This is a genomic window from Vibrio sp. S12_S33 (genome assembly GCF_963889785.1).
In the GTDB taxonomy this organism is placed as follows: domain Bacteria; phylum Pseudomonadota; class Gammaproteobacteria; order Enterobacterales; family Vibrionaceae; genus Vibrio; species Vibrio aestuarianus.
Map to the genome: position 1 here is coordinate 1 of NZ_CAWPQZ010000001.1, position 18,531 is coordinate 18,531.

Below are 18,531 nucleotides of genomic sequence, written 5' to 3' on the forward strand. Positions count from 1 at the left end.
CTTCCACACCCGTTGGAAGCGTGACATTGGTTTCAAAACCATCACTGTTCTCGGCCACGCTGACGCTGCCGTCCGCCGCATCGGCAATGGTTAACGTTGGCGCCGTGTCACTCACGCCATCACCGTCGGTATCACCCGGAATGGTGGTGTCTAAATCAAACGTCACTGGCGCGCTTTCAGCGGTGGTGTTACCCAACGAATCGCTTATCTGCGTGGTCACACTGTATGTGCCATCTGCTGTCAAGGCCGGAATGGTGATATTAGAGCTGCCATTGCTCAGATCTGCAGCCGTCACGGTGTAGGTTTGCTCGGTCTCACTGCCATCTGGGTTAGTGATGGTTAACGTCACCGTATCGCCTTCTTTTACGCCCGTTGGAAGTGTGACGTTAATTTCAACGCCACGATTGTTTTCAGTGGCGTTCACACTACCGTCCGCTGCATTGACAATGGTTAACGTTGGCAACGTATCGCTCGAGATGGTAATGCCTGTCACAAGTAAGTCATCAGATCTTTCAAGGTTAGGAAAGAGTAAAATTGGGCTTGTTTCAAAAAAAGTTGAAACACTTGGAAAATCTACATCACCAAAATTCAAAGTAAACACTTCACCGATGGAAGAACTTAAAGTTTCACCTGAGGCTGGAGCTAACTCTTCAAATAAAGTGGGGTCTAATCCATCTATAATTAGCTGCTCGATAGACTCTTTTTGATCAAGAGAAACATAATCAGCTAAAGATTCTCGTTCACTCGAGTCTTCATATACTGCCGAAGCCACCAAAGTACCTGATTCATCAAAAACAAGATAAACAGTACCTTCTTCCTTCTGTGATAAGCCTTGCGTTACCACACCACTCTCACTGACCGATACTATTATATTCATTCTAACCCCTTGAAAAAAATATCAAAAAAGTTTCAATCGAGAATTCTAGATGCCTTTAACACATCAACTCTCCAACGTATATTTTGATTCAAAATTAACGTAACAAAATTTAGCCACCTACAATAATCAAGACTAGCTCAAACTTATAACAAGTTCTAATAAGTTTTAATAAGTTTTAATAAGTTTTAATAAGTTCTAACAATTAATTAAAAGTACATTAAATTCACAAACAAGCTTCTAGATATCTAAAAATCCTTCATGTACATTCCTCGTAACATAAACTCGCCTCGCTTTAAGTAGAAACTGTCTTTGATGTGTTGGCTATTCAGTCTCTGACAGATCTCCTCATAATCCCCCCAGTCCTACGTTCTATGTGATCTTTTGATATTCGAACATTCCCCATTGATATTGGGATTCATTAATTTGGTATAGCAGAGAATGCGGCTAGAAGCGTATTATCTGGAGCAGAGGCAAAAATTATTCCTAAAAGCATACAGGATCAGTCGAGTCATTACGGAACCTGCTAATGACCCGTAATAGCGCTGTCAAATCAAGAACTCAGGCTGTGAATCAAATAGAACTAAACGTCTGTTGAACTCATTCAGCGCTACTCTCTGCTTCTCTTCAAAGTGCTCCCTAAAATCAGGTTTAAGAATCTGGCTAGAGTGTTTGACCTCGAAGAATGTTGATTGCTCATTATGACCTATTGTTAAAAAGTCAGGAGTATATCGGCACTTGCGGTTATTAAACTGATAGTGGAAACCAAAAGGTTGAGAAGTAAAACTCTTGATGTTTGGGTTGTATTCGAGGTGAAAACAGAAATCGAATTCCAAAATAGAGAAAGTGCGAACAACAGCATCGTTCTTCAAGCTCATGAACTTACAGATGTTGTCTAAGTGAGATGATTTCTTAGTTTGGTCAAACATAGCCAAGTCACTTTTGTTGTAAACCTACAACAAAAAAATAGACTATGAAGTCTTATGGTGTAAATATGAAGAAAGCCTGCAATTTATGCGAACATATATTGCAGGCTTCAGAAGTGTCGCTGAAACCATAAGATGTCCTAACACCCGACTACGAATCAATTAGTTAAGAACAGTGCAAAACCATATGGCGTCCTAACATGAAAGCATAAGGTGTCCTATTTCTTGCTTCTGTTTAAGTCTGGTGAATGCGGTGAAAGAAAACTACTTACAGATTCAGGCAACATTAGTAGAAAAACACACCGCTGGGTGATCACAACGATTAACCATGCAGCGACTAACCATGACAAACATCAGCCAGAACACTGGAGATCTGAACACTGAAGAGCTGTATCTTAGCTCAGTTTTGGACAGAAGTTTGTTTGCATATTTACTAATTTAGTAATACGCGTACAACTCTAGGTATTGAAAAATCACTTAGTGGAGTGTCCCATTTTCGTAGTGTGGCTCTGTATATCCAAACTGACATATTGCTTAAAAAGCTAGTCTCAATTAATTCGCCTACAAAGCAGGAGTAAGTCATGCGACATACTGTGTTAATCAAAAAGCCATTCTTTAACCTCTTCATAATTTTCTAAATAAAGAGGTCTTGTAACAGGATCATCTAACCGTATCTGCTTGTCTATAAGATGATATTGTAAGTAATACTCTGCCATTGCTGCTCTCAATTTAACTTCATAATACTCACCTTCCCCCCTATCCATCATGATTACTTTTTTCTGTTCATCAGTAAGAGTGGGTTGCGGAGCAATTTTCAATGTTATTGTTTGCATCCAACTACGATCATCTTTAGCTAACCATTTAGAACCACCAACTATCGATAAATCTCTCATACGATTAATGTTAAAATCTCTAAACTCTCCTCTACGCTCATCGTATGCACGGCAATGCCAGCGTAACCCACTACTAGCTAACGCAACCGGGTGTAGTATTCTTTTTAAACCTTCTGGATGATTTAGAGAATGGTAAGTCACCTCGATAGAAAGCTTTTTAGCAATAGCTTGTGAAAGATAACGGCTAACTTCTGGGTTTACTTGACAAGAGCTTGAGGGACCAAAGTCCAAAGTATTTTCTCCCCAAAGAGAAGAAAAATAAATCGAGCAATTTAGTCTTAAAAAAGCAGAATACTCTTCCCACGACCTTTCTATGTATTGAGGGGAAAAGTCACCTGTTGGCTCAAATCTTTTTTCACTTTTGTTGTATACAAGAGCATGGGGATATTCCTTACGATACTCAGCTAAACTCTTTGTAATATTGTTTACCGTTACCTGAAACAAATCAGCTAACATAGACGCATTAACCATACCTTCCCAATACGCAAACATTTCTATTGCCCGAAAGCGGCTCTCTTTTGTGCTTAGACCACCACCAATCATTTTTGGTACTCCATAACTTCAATTACTTCTAACGTCGCTTTGTGAACAATTAAATGTTCTTGTGTTATCGCTAGCCTCCCAGCATCTATTTTTGACAAATGTTCTCTTACTCTAATAGGTGTCTCAGGATCTTGCAGGCGCTTAGTTAGTTGAGGATATTGCTCATGATACTCATCTGATTTCGTCAAATTTAAAACTTCTGGTGACAACACTTTCGGCACAAGTAAGTCGATAGACCTTATTTCGGCCAAGTTTAACGCCATATCAATTCCCGCAGCATCGTAATCATAAAAAACTAACACCTTCGTTTCTTTGCTAAGTCCTCTAATAACTTCCCTAACCGCAGTCTGATTGTCACCATGTCCCCGATATACGATGACAGCGTCTTTGTACTCCAAAGGAAGAAGCTTTATTACGTGTTCCCAGTAAACCAGCACTTCTCCATTTTCAATGACTACTAACTTATTGATCCGTTTTACATCTAAGAATTCTTTTCTAACCGAAATAACTGTACCGATGGAGGTTTTTATATCCTCACCACTAACCAGAGGTATATACGATGTGGAAGATGACATATTTATCATCGATTTAAACACATCACCTTTAGCCCATTTTTCCTGTGAAAGTGTTAAAGAAGCATCAAAACGGCTATCGAAATCTAAAGAAACATCGATAACAGTAGTCCCTAACAAATCATCAAGAAAATGCTCTAGCTTTCTTAACTCACAATATGTTAGATGAATTTTTCCACGTCTAAACTCACCAATCCCTACTTCATCACAAATTTGTCTATACGATGGTTTATCAGGTAACTGTCTTTTTGATAACTTAACCAGTTGTTGGGCCAATTTAACTACTTTCTTATTCACGAGTACTCTTCCTGAAAATCATATCCTTAATATATAATGTTCCGTCAAATGGTTGAGCTATATCTCTAATTTCCTCAACCAAAGCATATCTGGAAATCGATTTTTTCTGAGCCTCATAGTAACTCATCACCATAATCATCCAATCCTCAGGTGTTGCTTCTACATCAAGAACACCGTAAGCATTCATCGCTGAAATATCTTCTTTGTAGGATGTATCGGTAATAGCCTGAAATAGCAGCTCTACATTTTCTGTCAGAGGATCAAAAACATTTTCCAGAGTCTCTCCTCTTGCATCGGCAATGTCCTCATTAATTCCTTCTGGTTGCTCGGTATCTGGCTCTGGTTGAACCTTTTCCAAAGTATCCAGCGCAATATCCATCAGGAGCTCTTCATCTCTTGCACTACTGGTATCAACATATCCCCCCAAACGTTGCCTTTCAGCAAGAGAGACACAGGTAGGCAGGTCCATGATTCCCGATACATCAGGCCGATAACCAGGTTGCTCTTTGAATTTGTTCGAGAAGATATCAATCAGCATGTTTAATCGACGAACTGCTTTATCTTTTTGTAGTTTCTCCACCATGCTAATTAGCTTGCGATTGGTAGCTGCCAAATCTTTCAAACTACGATCAATATGAGCTTTAAAGACTTTCATTAGTAAACGTTCAAGCAGTAAATCAGTTCCAACCCATTCTCTTATCTTTACCACACTTAAGTGGCTTATTGTCGTTCTGAGCTTATAGCATTCATCTTTACAGCGGGTTGTCTGTCTTATACGTTCATCAATGTCAGACACGACACTAAATTCATCAGAAACAATATGATGATACATACTTAAGGCATCTGTAAGCATGTCCATTATTTCCATGACTATCTCTCTGATTTCATCAAAGTATTGCTCGTGTGGAGTGTGCATCCGGGTCTTCGATTTCTTGTAGCTTTCTATACTGAATTCTAAATCCTCAATAAGACTGGAATATGCTCCTACTTTTTCTCTGAATCTATATCTGCTAGTAACATGATCCAACAAACTCCTAACTTTGCTGTGAACCTGAACACCAAGGTTGTCGTCTACATAATAAGCTAATCGATTTTTTTCTAAGGCTGTTATTGCAGATTCATTTTCAGGTGTGTCATCAATTTGACCAGCAGTTACATAGCAGCTTTCATCAACTACCTCGATATGCTTGCTTAGTGCACGAATCGCTGATTTTGAATCTTCTTTACGTCCCATCAGAAGAGCTCCTGCTGAGATTCCGGCTCATCATCTGGTAACTCGTAACCTTCAAATGAGTGAATGAATTCTAATTGATCAAATAATAAAGACCATTTAGCTGTCGCTATATACACAGCTCCAGAACTACCAACCGAGAGTAGGTATCCATTGTCAGTTAAATACGTCAGAACAGACCTCAGCTTAGTTTTTGATTCAACAGATCTTGACACTTTTTTAAATTTAGAAGCGATCTGATTCAACAGTTCGGACATCGAAGAGGACTCTTCTATTGCAGATAGTAGCTCTGACTCTGAGATTCTTGCGCCAGCTTCTACTGGACGAGATTCCGCATCTACATTTCTCACTAATCTAAGCCAATCAAGCAGTGGTTCTAGGTCGGCTAGCATATGGGAGAATTGTTTAGTCGCTTTTTTTCGTCTCTTTGGATCTTCTAATGTCTCATATGAGCAATAGTAACCTTTGCTGTCATTCGTGTTTCCAACTTGTCTGGAAATTCGATGCAGAAATGCATTAACTTCGGAACGATTTATTGAGTCTTGGAGGAATCGAAAAGCTTCGGGATAAGAAACTTCACATATCACTTTTTCATCAAGCAGATATTCAACCGTAATTTCAAATCTGGTGCTCATGATTACTTGTCCTCCTCTTCAGGTAATAAAGGATTTTGCTTACGTCCTTTTACTGAAACATAACGTTTAATACCCAGGTTTTTGTCCACATAATTCTTGGTGGTAAAGAAGCGGAGTAATACAGGAGATGGGTTAGGCTGAGCACAAAACAGCGAGATGTTATGTTCATCCATTAGCTCGAATAAGATCATCACGTTTTCATCTGAAATTTTACCAAGTTCATCTAATGGCCAATGTATCCTCACATTACTGTCTTTACATAAGTAACGAGTCATACCGCAGAACACAACAATCACTGCCAGTGTAGAGATACCTTCACTACTAAGCCCTTTGAGGTCAGCATCGGTTCTTATGTTTACAGGTCGACCATTTTCTCTCATCGATATATCAATATCGACTAAAGATTCAATGTCATTACTTATCTGACAACTACGCAAAGAGTCTGTGGTACTACGGAATATCGTGACAAATTCTTTGCTAGGAAGGACATTCCTATCGCTCTCCATCCACTTAGACCAGACTTCGCTAAACGCCTTTAAATCTTTCCAGATATCAAACTCATCGACTTTTGATACCAACTCTACGTTAATGTCACTTAGAGCTTCAAAATGATTTGTTGTATTTATTTCTTCACCAAGTGTTGAGGAAATTGATCTCACTTTTCTATTTAATGTGTCCAATGAATGGTAGAAACGCACATACCGTTCACCTACCGTTTTGAGTGACTCAAGGGTAACTTCTCTGATGTCGGGGATGGCTACCTCTAATAAACGTCTAACATCATCGATACCTTCAATAAAGAAATCTTCCGTATAATTGGCATGAATTGAACGCAGACTCCTGTCTTGCTCCATGTTTTCCCACAAAACATAGACTTTATTCTTTGAACCGATACTTGTTAAAACCTCTCCTACTTTTTTTACTGCATCAGCGATACTTCGACGCAGTACTTTAATCCTATTAATGTTCCTAGTTAGTCGTTCAAGTAGCAGCTCTAAAGACAAATTGTCCCTAATTTCGGTTGACTTATGTGTAGTCGGAACTTTTTCAAGTGCATCATTAACATCTTCATAAGCGTTATTTACACTTTTCTGCTCTCTCTCTAACCGACCTAGCTCTGCCTTATGTTCTTTAGTTTTGACCTCTAGTTCTTTCAATCGCTCTTGGTACTTTTTCTTTTTGTCTTCAAGCTGACTAGATAAGCGAGCAACTGATGCTGAAAGTTCAGTTGCCTCTTTTTCATGCTTATCTATATGTACCCACAACGATTTTTCCCAGCTACGATAATCATTGATTAACTGCGTGTAACTTTTTATTAGTTCATATTTACTCTTAGATTTGGCCGCCCTTTCTTTGGCTACTTGCTCAGTCAAAGGATCAATACCTCTATTTTTCAATATCGCCTCAAAGGTATCCTCGAGTTCTTTAAGTTGATAACCCGCAGTCGCTTTAATATCTTTAATCAGTTGGCCTTTCAGATCAATTTGCTCTTGTATTGCTGCTTCTTCAACCGAAGCGTTGGCCTTTAAAGTAAGTATCTCTTGTTTGGCAGTTTCTTCTAACTTTTCAACACCACTATCCGTTTCATGATCATATGCTTTTAGCTCTAAAATACTATGCTGAATACGTTTATCAATTTCCCCAACCCTGTTGTTTATGGCCCTCTCTATATCAATTTTTTTTGCTTTTACTGACAGACCTATCTCTTTCATTTCATTCTTCAATCCTTCTTCTTCTCTTCCCAGTTGGGATAGATCCTTTTCAGACTGAGAGACTTGCTTGTTGAGTTTTCCAAGTTCTGTTTTTATTCGGGTTATATCTTCTTCATAGTTAAGAATATCTTTTTTGAGGGCTTCTCTTTGTTGCTTTAGCTGATTCTCAGACTTAGTAAACTCGTTCTGCTCAACAAGGTTGAGATTTATTTCGAGTCCATACAGAGCTTGGGAACCATCGACAAATTGAGGATTTAAGTTTTTCTGGTTAAGGAGCTCAGGTCGAATCACTTTCCCTATAGTGTCTCTCCAGGAGTCTTTCGTATCATTCAAAAATTCATGCAAGCTATCAGGTTCAGGGTTTAACTGCCTAGTGATTTTCTCTCTTTCTTTTTCGGCCTTACCTAGAGCTTTCTTTTTAAGATCCAATTCATCTAGTTTGCCGTCCCGAAGCTTTGTATCAGTATCAAGTTGTTCTCTTTTTTCCGATATATATATAGCTTGCTTTACTAATTGCTCGTCAATTTCACTAATTTGGTTTTCGTATGAACTAATTTCTTTATTCTCGTCTTCAGAATACAAAGAAGCCTTTGTTTTATCATCGTAGAACGCTTGAATATCATCGTTAATGCGTTGTTTTTCTGAAGCTCGGCTTTTCAAAAATTCACGAATTTGCACATGCATTTCGTCAGAGCGATCATTTTGTCTTTGCTGAGCAAGCCTCAAATGCTCAGACATTGATTTATCTAATGTAGATAGGTCCTCCTTTGCCTTACTTAACTTATTCGTTGTATCAGTTTCCAGTTGACCAATTTTTATTTGGTGTGCATCAGCCTGCTGTGATACCGCTTCTAATAAACCTTTGTAGTGTTCGCTATCGCTGTTCATTTTGACTTCATAATCAGACAACTGTTCGTACTGAGATATCTTGGTCGTAATGTTCTCCTTTCCATCCCAGCGTTCTCTTTCATCATATATCGTCTGAATTAGGCTATTCTTACCTTCTAAGGCATTATATTCATTGTTATAACGTTCTCTTAATGCGGTTGTTTTACTTTTATAATCATATTCCAGCTCACCTGTTTGAATTCCCAAGTCTTTTATTAAATCTTCTGTAGTAATCAGATTTAATTCCACTTTAGAAGCAGCCTGGTCTAACTGTTTTTTATAGGCTAACAATAATGACCATTGTTCTCTGAGCTCTACGTCTTTATCCAAAGCATCATGAAACGTAGCGCTATGCTTTTCAATCTCAACCAATACATTAAGGCTGTTGATATACTCCGCATCATCTATGTGGAAAGGTGCCTCTCCGATATCTATCTGGTCAGATAAAAAACTGTCTACTACCATGGTTTTAAATTGAGCGAGTAGCTTATCGTGTCTCAACATTACTGCTGTCAAAGAATCGATATGCTGCATCTGAGTGTCATTTGAACAAAGTGAGAACTGGTAAGCTGTTGAGGATAGAGATTGATGGGATTTACGTTTCTTTTGCAGGCGCTTTTTATCATTTAATAGAACTGCTCGGTAATCAATTGAGCTTCCAATCTGATTACTTACGTAGAAGTGTTTAGAAACTACATGTCTCAACCAGTCATGCACATCGCTAGTGCCGACCAACTGATCCATAAGATGTTGTTGAAACAATCCTCCTTCGGCACTGCAATCAACAAACCGATAAGCGACCGATTTCTTCGACTTATACATTACAACACATTTGAGCTCACCCAAACGCTTATACTCAAAAATCAGCATTGATCGCATTGATGGTAACAAGAAATCAGAAAATGCTTTTTTCTCACCAGCCCGGTTTACCAGTGAACTCGGCTCTTTACCATAGAAGAAAGGAATAAGGCTAAGCATGGTTGATTTACCAGCACCATTCGTTCCCATGTTATTGGTATGCCCAACACACTCTACTTCTGTAAATTTTCCTTTGAAGTAACTGTGATGGAGGTAGATTTTCTGTAGCCCACTTTCCATTATTACACCTTGCAACTAAAACATACATTAATTCAATGTACATTAAAGCAATGCATGTTTATAGGTGTTTTTATATACAGCAGTTTATCTCATAATTTCAAGTCTAATATCCCACTTAACCAATAGGCTGACATTTTGCAGTGAGGTGTGCTTGTAAGCTATGTGGAGACATTTTCTTCGGTTATAAAGAAAAAGCCCCAGAAAATTCCAAGGCTTCATATGGCTTGTTCTCTGCTAGCCCAGCAGTTAAAGGTTGCTTTCTTCCAGTCCTCTTCTTACTGCCTATTCGGCAGTTAGCTCACTGGATGATCTGAGTACGGGGATTGACATACTTTTGGCTACCTATTCGGCAGTTCACTATAAATATTAGTCAGCAACCTGACTCTTCTCTACTATTTTAGTGTAAAAACTCTTTTTTGTTCTTTTTATAGAACATAAATATAACACTTGGAAATAAGGTCAAAGCACGAAATCGGGGACTGTTCCTCTCCATTTATCATTTGTAGCCAGTCCATAGCTGTTAAATCCTTCTTGTTTTTCCTCTGTAAAAACTTCTCGCTGGATAAATAAAACAAATTCATCTGTTGAAGAGCTGTTCATAGGAACACTATGAAAAAAATCAAATTCTCGTTCTTCTTCTGACTCAGGGAAATAATCTTGTCCAATTACTTCAGCTCTTCTCATCCCTCTGTTGATTCGCCGTTTCTTCGAACCAATAAAGCTCTTTGCTATCGTTTGGTTACGAACAAAACGAACTTCATCCACATCACCTGGCACTGGTTCTACAGATGAAATGTCAAATACTCCTTCACCAACCATAGTTGAAAAATACGGCTGGAAAGATAAACCAACGAGTAAGTCTGTATTTGTGGAGACAAATGCAATCACATTGCCAACTGAGTGTTCATCCCACCGTGGAAATGATACCCCAACTGAATTTTTAAATTGGCTATTCCGATCGTTACTTATAAAACCATGCATTGTGGAGATACAACGGCCAGCAAGGAGCTCATTATTAGCTTGTTCAGGCAAGTAACGAATTGAAAAATAAAATTGAGACATCATCCTTGCTCCTTCTTACTTTTCTTACTTGCACCGTTAAACAAACCGCCTTTCGCTAGTACTGCCATCATATAATGAACTTCATTTGGAATAGACTGTTTGCTCTTCATCTGGTCAATATAACCATCTGTATTTCTGATCAAGGAATAAAAGTCATGCCCCATCGAACTATGTCTTCTGGCTATCACATACTGCTGATCAGCTCCATATTCATTTACCCGTAAAGTTTTATCTGCACATTTATCCCACCAATCATCAATGAGTTGTATTGCTGCACCAACCTTCTGCTTGTGATATGCCGCTGTTTTCTCTCCATCATAAAGTTCTGTAGTTGCTAGCTGCTTTGTTGGTTTTCCCTGTTCTTTTGTGTCGAGAAACTCCTGACTCGGATAAACTTCATCTCCCCAGCCGACACTAAGTTTCGCTTTTACATCCATGTTGAAATAACGACTGCGATCAGACAAAGCTTGTGTCAGATATTCAGTTAATCCGTTTAGCGATTTCAGAGAATCAGAGTCCCAAGAACCATTCCACTCTAAACGTCTCGCATCAGCTATACGCCACTGATCTTTTTCAGTTCTGACTTCGATTTCGATATTACGACACTCTCTGTTACGCCACACCCAAGTCGCCATCAGAATATTTTTTGCGTAACGTTTTGCTAGTTCTTGGTATCCACCTAATTCTTTATAAGATTTAGCAAGTGTCGCTAACGTCAAACGAATAGAACTATCCGCACATACATCTGGAAATAAAGAATTTGCTTTTATACGCAATGAAAAGGCACAGTAAATATTGTCAACTCCCGGAGGAACATAACATTCTTCAATGAACTGTGGATTAGAAAAGGCAAGATCTTGAGGTGCCACATTCTTCTGCTGAAAGTCCCCAGAGTAAGCTTCCGCATAGCCACTTTTAGGTGCTCTTAATCGAGTACGATCAATTTTCAACGGTGCCATTTTCTTATTGTCATCAAGATAGTAGAAATAAGCTTTCCCGGGCGATAAAGAGCGAACATAACTCAACTGATTACAAAGTTCCATAATCCACTAAATCCTTTTGTTTTTTATAAGGATAGTCTGCTCAGTTACTTCTATCGACCAAAACGCCTGTTCAAAAAAGTGATCTTTCCCAGCAAAACGAATTTCAATTGGATTCTGCCTTTTCGCTAATCCAATGCTGTTGTCTGCATACGCATGTTTTTCTGTTAAAGAGCCGCTTCTCGAGCATGGGATTTCTAAAAAGTGGAAACCATTGGCTACTGGTATTAATGAGCCATCTCCAGACAATATTGACTCCAATTCATCTAGCGTTGTCGGTTGATGAGAATAAGGAGTCAACCAACATCCATAGCCAGGTAATCCTTTAATTACCTGAAATAAATCAACCTTACTGCTAAAAATTCGTATCCAATTAATTCCAGAATCGATTTCTGGCTGGAATAAAGCCCCCCCTGCAAAATTAATCGGTAGTGCGGCTTTAAGTTGTGTCAGATGATCCGATAAGCGATGATTTGATTTCACTGTAATAACCAAATCAAACACTAAGTCAGTAAACTGCTCTTTTAATATTGTTGGGCGTTTAGCCGGTGAAACTTCCCGAGCCTTTACCACCGTATTCGGTTCTGTTAACTTAGCACTGGTTTTTATTGACTCATGCCGGACAAAAAAAGCAAAACTGGTAAAGTCAATACCATCTTCATCAGAACCCATTAAATCCAGAAATTCACGCTGATAATGATGCATGAATCCCCAAATAGCGGTCAGTGATGGTGCGCCACACAGGTATGGACAACTTAAAGCCAAGGCATCATAAGCGCGCATTGAAGATAAATAGATATACTGTTCTTGATTAGCCCCTTGGTCAGAAGGTTCTTCCGGTTTACTTAACTTATCCAATACCCAAATCAATTCTCGTTTTAACGTCTGCATCAATTTTGGATGATAAGCAAAGCGAGAAGAAAATCTGTTATTCTGCAAAGCCAGATTCAACCGCTGATTTAAACCAGTCACAAGATCTGGCAAGTCTTTCTCATCAACGCTCAGAAATTGTTTAACCAACCCATCATCAAAATCAGACAAAACACCCACAGGCTCAATAACCAAGTTGTCTCTCAACTCAATTAAAGGCAACAACCACCGGGCAATCTGTTTCCGAATTATCTCAAGTTGATACCTGCGAACATGAGAACGTTCTTTTTGTGTCTTTAATGGTTCAAAACCAGCTAAATGACCTAATACTGAACATGTCCTTTTTGAAGTAAGCTGATAATCATCAAAGTAACGACTTGTTCTCGCTCGACTAGATGCTAATGTCCTGTCTGATTCGGTTTTCACACCAGTGGGATAATTCATAACCCGCATATATCCACCGAGGGAGCCACATAAGTTACCGATGCTAGCTGAATTTGGATAATCCACCGATTTGAATTTAAGACTACACTCTTTATCTCTGGCGAGTTGTTCTAACTCCTGTTGCATTGCATGACTAACTACTGGAGTAATCGATAAATAATCGTCATTCCAAGGAACACGTACCTGTTTGCTATGTGAATGAACTTGGTCAGGAAACGCTTCACGTGGCAGGTTCTTTTCAGTTACTTGCTTAAATTTTGCTTGTTGTTCCTGTGTAAACCCAAAGTCAGAAAGTAAGAACTGCCAGTACTCATCCGCATCCATGAGTAATGAAGGGATATTTTCAATTTTTCCGCGCCAAAAGAACTGGCTTAAAGACCAAATTGTGTGTTTATAAGCACCAGAATCATGTGCCCAACCGTAGACTAATTCCAATGACTGACTACATAGTGTTGGAACTTTAGTTTCTATAGGTGAGGCAATAATCCGCTGTTTTGCAACCCGACAATCTGGATATTTGAGGTTATGAGTATGAAACCACTGCACCTCGTTCATTGTTTTAGACAAATTATCAGGATCTGAAAAGTACAATTCAGCGCGGTGAGTATCCAAATAGTCCTTTACCTTGGGTTGACCTAACGAAAGATTCAACAATACCGTTAAGGCTTCTCTCTCTGCTCCATCAATTTCAACCGGAATAGTGAAAGGCATAAACGCTTTCTTCAACTCAGTAAAACGTAACTTAGAATCTTCGATATCGATTATTTCTTTTAATTTTTTCATCGATTACCACTCCGGCAGATAATGGTATAAACCATCGGATTCGCTACTCATCCTTGCTAACTTCACTTCAACAACGCTCCGAAGTGTGAATACCGATTCATGAGGGGACAATTTACAATGCAATTTGGGCGTCAATTGAGCTTTAATCTCGCCATACTCATACAGGCGATATATTTCATCTGTAGTGCAAGAAAGTAGCGTAGAAGCTTCCAGAGAGCTTAATAACACATCTCCGATATTAGGCTTTTTAGATTTAGGATGTTTCGCAACCAGCTTTGTTAAATAATTTAGAACCGCACTCAATACCTGATTTTTAGCCAATTCACGACTTGGTAAATGACGACACTCTCTAAGCAAATCGCCAAAAACTTCGTTAAAATACATTTTGTTCCACGGCCTGACCCGTAGCATGTCTGCTTTTTCAACTATGCCATCCAAATCAGAAACCAACCTTTTCGGCCAACCCGTACAACACTGAATAAAATCTTCGAAACTGATGTCATCTGAGTCCCCATATCGATTCACATACCACAATATAAAACCGAAACGAGAAGAGATGCCCATATCCTTTGTCATAAGTCCAGATTCTACTGGCTTTTCACCCATTAACCATTGGGCTGCTTGCAGTTCTACTATTTCGGCTTTTTCTGGATGCATCTGGGATAAAGGGAAACCACATTCACAATGGTCAATTAATTCGGATGACTGGTAATCCAACAATTTTCCACATTTGGGGCACCGGTGAACCAATTTACAGTGGTGTTTATGGCATGCTAGATAAGGAATAAATTGCCACTCCTGACGGATATAAGAAGCTGCAGCTAAACATTGAGGACAAACGGGTGTGTGCCGTTTTCTAATAAAAACTTGAGGATAGTCGACACCAAAACGATGTACTGCTTTGTAATCTGAAGAGAAAACTGCTTTTGAATGAGCGAGGGCTAATCGCAGAATACCAAAATCATTGAGTTTCAGTTGTTTTTCTAAGTTCAAGAGAACTCGAACCCGCATTTGGCTGGTTGTCTGAGCTTTGTATAGATTGACCCGGCTTAGTTCAAACGAGAAACCTCCGGGAATGGCTTCATGTTGCAGTAACGTATCTCGCCAAATATCTTCAGCGAAATGAGCAAATCGCTCATAGCCTTGGTAGTTACTTAGCCGCAGTACGAAACTTTCGAGTGTTTCATCTGGGTAGAGTTCGATTTCCGTATCCATTGCCAACCTAAAACTTAGAATATCTAAGTTTTAGTATTATTCAGCCTTGGATAAAGTCAAATATATTCAGCATCTTTCTATGATTTTACTGAATATTTTAAGTTTTAGTTCTACATAGCATTGCAAAACAAAACGCTACTGATATGAAATGGTGAAAACTCCTTTAATAGGTTTGAAGCCCAAAGGAACGAAAATTGTGCTTTATATCTCTATCATTTTTTCCAAAGACAAACGGCTTCGCTGAAAGTAGCGTTCTAAAGTATCAAGATCTGAATTGGCCTCATAAAACGCTTTGGCTTTTTCTTCTTCTAAAGAAGTTATTGGCATTCCCCGGTTAATAAGGTGACCATTCTCTATATTTTTGAGTCGTCGGATTCGTATGTCTTTATCTGTTAAGCATGTTTCTTTCAGCAGTTTATGAGGAGGAAGATAGTGTTCGATTTGGAAAAAACACCCATCCATTTTTTCTAGATAACGCTCAACCATTGTTGGTTCGTTTTCAGTGTTTAAAATATCTCGCTCCCAACTATGTGAGGCTGATATGTACGACTCGTTTTCTTTTGAGTTTTGTTTTTGATGATTTGTATCTTTTGGGAAAGGGAGCTTAGGGGTAGGTTCTGTCTCCAAAGTATCAACCCTTAAAAATAACTTGTCGTCAAAATCAACCGAAGCGTTAGTTAATTGGTTTCCAGTATTCAATAACAGCTGCACCCAGAAGACCTCTTTGCTGAAGGCAGTTTTTTCATCATAAATGCCCGATTCAAGAACAACCACACGAATAGGCTCAACCGTTTCAGACCAAATCTTCTCTATTCGTTGATGCTTAAGAGAGAAAGTATGCGGCTCATTGAGATGCTCTTGTAGCCTTACCATTACATCACGCCCTGTGCGCCCAACGTAAAATATCGTATGAGTGGACGGATCAACTAACCCATAAACTGTAAACACCTTAACCTCTAATATTCTGTTAAATAAAACATATTTATCATCCTTCAAATCTTAACCGCTTGTCAAAACGAGGAGGTTTATGTTAGCTTTTGTGGTATGGGTCTTCATGTGTCCCAGTTAGCCACCCAATGGCGAAGGTCGCTTCAGACCAACAGTAGACAAACAGACTCTCTTACTCTTGCAACTTAACTAGAGATGCAGGCGTGTTGGTGGCTACACATTATCCTGTATTGAGGAGTTAGTTGTGTCTAAATCCCAATCGAATAAAACCAACCATTTAGTATTCCCGTCCGGCAGAACAGTGAAAGCCTGCCGTAATGACGTAAAGAAACTTAAGAAAGAAGTTGCCTCTTCAGGCAGCAAGCTGAGTACCAGCCGGGCTCTTGATATCATTGCAGAAAAAAATGGTATGTCTGGAGGTTGGCACAAGGCTATCCATCAACTATCCATGGGTGATACTGCCGACATCTCCCCTGTGGCTGTCTTATATTCACCTAATGGCAAGGTATATTCCTCAACTATCGACGGTACACGCCCGTCACTGAAGGATGAAGGAGTCAAGGAGCTCATAGCAAGTCATGAGCCAAGTCATTTCTCTGAGAGTTTGCGTGCGCGAGTTGGCTCAGACAGAACATTTTTTAGTGCGGTATTGAACGAGAAAGGGCAAGCGTACCGAACAGTAAAAATCGAAAGTTTTGAGGATTCCCATGCCTTCCAGCATGGTATGTACTCGCTAGGTTACTACCAGTTAGTCGAAGACTTTATTCCGGATAACTACAGACATTACGATATAGTTCTAGACAGGACGCTTCATTTTCAGTTCCCTGGCTGGAATAAGCGCCCCATTGACCTGACTGCCTCTCTTCAAATGCGAATGGTTCTGTGGCTAGATTATATGGATGGTGAACCACCAGTAGATAATAACGAAGATTTTTGCGAACTCAGAAAAAATCGTCCTAATTGGACGTTTGATATGTGTGCCACATATTGGAAATTCGCGGTGGAACTGACAGGCCTCCCTTTTAATGAGGCTCCTAATACAAATATTCAAAAGATTATTCAGTATGCCACTCTCTCTGCGATAAAAGGGTTTCACACCCTTATAGATAAAAGGGAGAAATTAGCAGAGTCCAACCTACCTTTAACATCCATTCAAGAGTTCTAATTAAATTACGTTACTGGTGAGAACAAAGAGGGAGCGTGTCGCTTTCTCTTTGCTCGAATACCTGATGATTGGCTCTGCTCGCAAATACTATTGTGTAGACTAATTTGAGTCGGTCCTAAAACATTGCTGGACAATTATTGGTTAGATGAGAGATCTAGTTTATTCCTTTGTGATAACTTTTGTTAATCAAAAGATGCCACAATCTGGTTTTACATTGGACAAGTTATGCATAGGTATTCAAACGGTAAGGTTAAACTTTGCATTTGTAAGTACTTATAGCAGCAGTCAGCGTGCTAGGCTGCACATATGATATCGATGATAAACCCCAGGCAATATATAGATATTGAAAATAATGTGTTAACGCTACTATCTACGAGAAGAACTTAAGATAACAGTTGTCACCGTTGACGCCTGTAAAAAACACTCGCATCGAAATAAGTTTTGCCCTAAGCAGTGCCGTGCAAGAGACGGCTCAAGCGCCAGAACGAGTGTTTGGTCGGTCCTATCAAACTCGACGACACAGGCGCTTTCAAACCCAAAATACCGACCTATGAAAGGAAACGTCGCTTTGAACAAGCTCTCTTTGGCCGAGAAAATCAGAGAGGTTGCCTCCTCACGCTTCAACCCTTGCTCGATCAAAAGCATCAATTCACGCCCCTGACAGATTTGCGACTCTATCTCGGCTGCCGTAACCGCATCTAGCCAATGTTCGACATCGATACCGACAAAAGGGTGAACCGCCTGCTCTGCAACCAGCGCCACAGCACGAGCGCCGGTATGGGATATGGCCCCAGTCATGTCTTGTGGCCACAGTGGCTCTCGATGAGAACCAATCAAGACCTTCTGCTCAACCACTGACAAGACCGACATACTTAAACTGGCCATGTACCTTCCAGCAATAAACTCTGCCTGGCGCTTTGCTACGCTTCGTTGTACGGATAGGGGGAGAGTAATATTGAGCGTCGCCGCTAATTCAGGGTCGCATTCAGGGAGAGCAAACTGACATTGAGACAACACCGCCCGCCCACTCTGAGCGATATAGCGTTCAATGTGCGAGATTCCCGTTTTCGACGCGGGTACAGAATCCAAACGGTTCAGAAAATCACAATACATAGCTCACCAATTCGAACATAAAAGCCCGACCATACTGCTCAATACGATGGCCATCAAGCCATGTTTTTTCATGGGCGAGACAAATAGGTAACCCTTCGTCCAAAATTGGATCAATATCAAACTAGTTGATATGCAACGTTGAAAAATTTGTTGTGAGCATGGATGATGCGCGAGCACTGTTCGGGAGGAGAACAACCTCAATAATTATTAATAATATAAAAA

13 protein-coding genes and 1 pseudogene are annotated in these 18,531 nt (G+C 39.6%); 1 reads left to right on the forward strand and 13 read right to left on the reverse strand.

The genetic code is table 11. From position 1 onward, the window contains the following. From AACW06_RS00005 to AACW06_RS00060, 12 genes and pseudogenes are all read right to left on the reverse strand, one after another. Nucleotides 1-877 (reverse strand): Ig-like domain-containing protein (locus tag AACW06_RS00005; RefSeq protein ID WP_202883924.1); only part of this gene is annotated, 877 nt, incomplete at its 3' end. Between the two features lie 575 nt (nucleotides 878-1,452). Next, nucleotides 1,453-1,803, reverse strand: a pseudogene (locus AACW06_RS00010) (Tn7 transposase TnsA N-terminal domain-containing protein); the annotation flags it as partial. 593 nt (nucleotides 1,804-2,396) lie between these two features. Next, on the reverse strand, nucleotides 2,397-3,236 hold the full coding sequence (locus tag AACW06_RS00015; RefSeq protein ID WP_050907718.1) for a helix-turn-helix transcriptional regulator: 840 nt from the start codon (nucleotides 3,234-3,236) through the stop codon (nucleotides 2,397-2,399). Further along, on the reverse strand, nucleotides 3,233-4,105 hold the full coding sequence (locus tag AACW06_RS00020) for a DUF7281 domain-containing protein (protein WP_050907717.1): 873 nt from the start codon (nucleotides 4,103-4,105) through the stop codon (nucleotides 3,233-3,235). Before AACW06_RS00020 ends, AACW06_RS00015 begins: the two co-directional genes overlap by 4 nt. Beyond that, nucleotides 4,098-5,339: a hypothetical protein gene (locus tag AACW06_RS00025; RefSeq protein ID WP_192073483.1), complete on the reverse strand. Its 1,242-nt coding sequence runs from the start codon at nucleotides 5,337-5,339 to the stop codon at nucleotides 4,098-4,100. The genes AACW06_RS00020 and AACW06_RS00025 overlap by 8 nt, the downstream gene beginning before the upstream one ends. Further along, a complete protein-coding gene (locus AACW06_RS00030; RefSeq protein ID WP_065819582.1) occupies nucleotides 5,339-5,971 on the reverse strand; it encodes a hypothetical protein in 633 nt (210 codons plus the stop codon). The genes AACW06_RS00025 and AACW06_RS00030 overlap by 1 nt, the downstream gene beginning before the upstream one ends. 2 nt (nucleotides 5,972-5,973) lie before the next feature. Beyond that, nucleotides 5,974-9,669 (reverse strand): ATP-binding protein, encoded by a 3,696-nt coding sequence (locus tag AACW06_RS00035; RefSeq protein WP_192073484.1) that lies wholly within the window; start codon nucleotides 9,667-9,669, stop codon nucleotides 5,974-5,976. A gap of 459 nt (nucleotides 9,670-10,128) precedes the next feature. Then, on the reverse strand, nucleotides 10,129-10,734 hold the full coding sequence (gene cas6f / locus AACW06_RS00040; RefSeq protein ID WP_192073485.1) for a type I-F CRISPR-associated endoribonuclease Cas6/Csy4: 606 nt from the start codon (nucleotides 10,732-10,734) through the stop codon (nucleotides 10,129-10,131). Further along, on the reverse strand, nucleotides 10,731-11,774 hold the full coding sequence (gene csy3, locus AACW06_RS00045) for a type I-F CRISPR-associated protein Csy3 (RefSeq protein WP_192073486.1): 1,044 nt from the start codon (nucleotides 11,772-11,774) through the stop codon (nucleotides 10,731-10,733). The genes cas6f and csy3 overlap by 4 nt, the downstream gene beginning before the upstream one ends. 6 nt (nucleotides 11,775-11,780) lie before the next feature. After that, nucleotides 11,781-13,868, reverse strand: a complete 2,088-nt coding sequence (locus AACW06_RS00050) for a type I-F CRISPR-associated protein Csy2 (RefSeq protein ID WP_192073487.1) — start codon at nucleotides 13,866-13,868, stop codon at nucleotides 11,781-11,783. 3 nt (nucleotides 13,869-13,871) lie between these two features. Beyond that, nucleotides 13,872-15,083, reverse strand: coding sequence for a TniQ family protein (locus AACW06_RS00055; protein ID WP_192073488.1), 1,212 nt, complete (start codon nucleotides 15,081-15,083; stop codon nucleotides 13,872-13,874). Between the two features lie 201 nt (nucleotides 15,084-15,284). After that, nucleotides 15,285-16,079, reverse strand: a complete 795-nt coding sequence (locus AACW06_RS00060) for a hypothetical protein (protein ID WP_192073489.1) — start codon at nucleotides 16,077-16,079, stop codon at nucleotides 15,285-15,287. A gap of 196 nt (nucleotides 16,080-16,275) precedes the next feature. Between AACW06_RS00060 and AACW06_RS00065 the strand changes: the two genes are divergently transcribed. Then, the gene (locus AACW06_RS00065; RefSeq protein WP_192073490.1) at nucleotides 16,276-17,196 is read left to right on the forward strand and encodes a hypothetical protein; all 921 of its coding nucleotides are present in this window, start codon (nucleotides 16,276-16,278) and stop codon (nucleotides 17,194-17,196) included. 366 nt (nucleotides 17,197-17,562) lie between these two features. Here AACW06_RS00065 and AACW06_RS00070 read toward each other — a convergent pair whose 3' ends face one another. Continuing rightward, nucleotides 17,563-18,285 carry a 4'-phosphopantetheinyl transferase family protein gene (locus AACW06_RS00070; protein ID WP_238336601.1) on the reverse strand — a complete coding sequence of 241 codons (723 nt, stop codon included), beginning with the start codon at nucleotides 18,283-18,285 and terminating at the stop codon, nucleotides 17,563-17,565. Nucleotides 18,286-18,531 lie beyond the last annotated feature (246 nt).

Bases quoted from the DNA above. Each gene is read 5' to 3' on its own strand.
- AACW06_RS00015 (WP_050907718.1), bottom strand. From the start codon at position 3,236: ATGATTGGTGGTGGTCTAAGCACAAAAGAGAGCCGCTTTCGGGCAATA.
- csy3 (WP_192073486.1), bottom strand. From the start codon at position 11,774: ATGGAACTTTGTAATCAGTTGAGTTATGTTCGCTCTTTATCGCCCGGG.
- AACW06_RS00050 (WP_192073487.1), bottom strand. From the start codon at position 13,868: ATGAAAAAATTAAAAGAAATAATCGATATCGAAGATTCTAAGTTACGT.
- AACW06_RS00035 (WP_192073484.1), bottom strand. From the start codon at position 9,669: ATGGAAAGTGGGCTACAGAAAATCTACCTCCATCACAGTTACTTCAAA.
- AACW06_RS00055 (WP_192073488.1), bottom strand. From the start codon at position 15,083: ATGGATACGGAAATCGAACTCTACCCAGATGAAACACTCGAAAGTTTC.
- AACW06_RS00025 (WP_192073483.1), bottom strand. From the start codon at position 5,339: ATGGGACGTAAAGAAGATTCAAAATCAGCGATTCGTGCACTAAGCAAG.
- AACW06_RS00030 (WP_065819582.1), bottom strand. From the start codon at position 5,971: ATGAGCACCAGATTTGAAATTACGGTTGAATATCTGCTTGATGAAAAA.
- cas6f (WP_192073485.1), bottom strand. From the start codon at position 10,734: ATGATGTCTCAATTTTATTTTTCAATTCGTTACTTGCCTGAACAAGCT.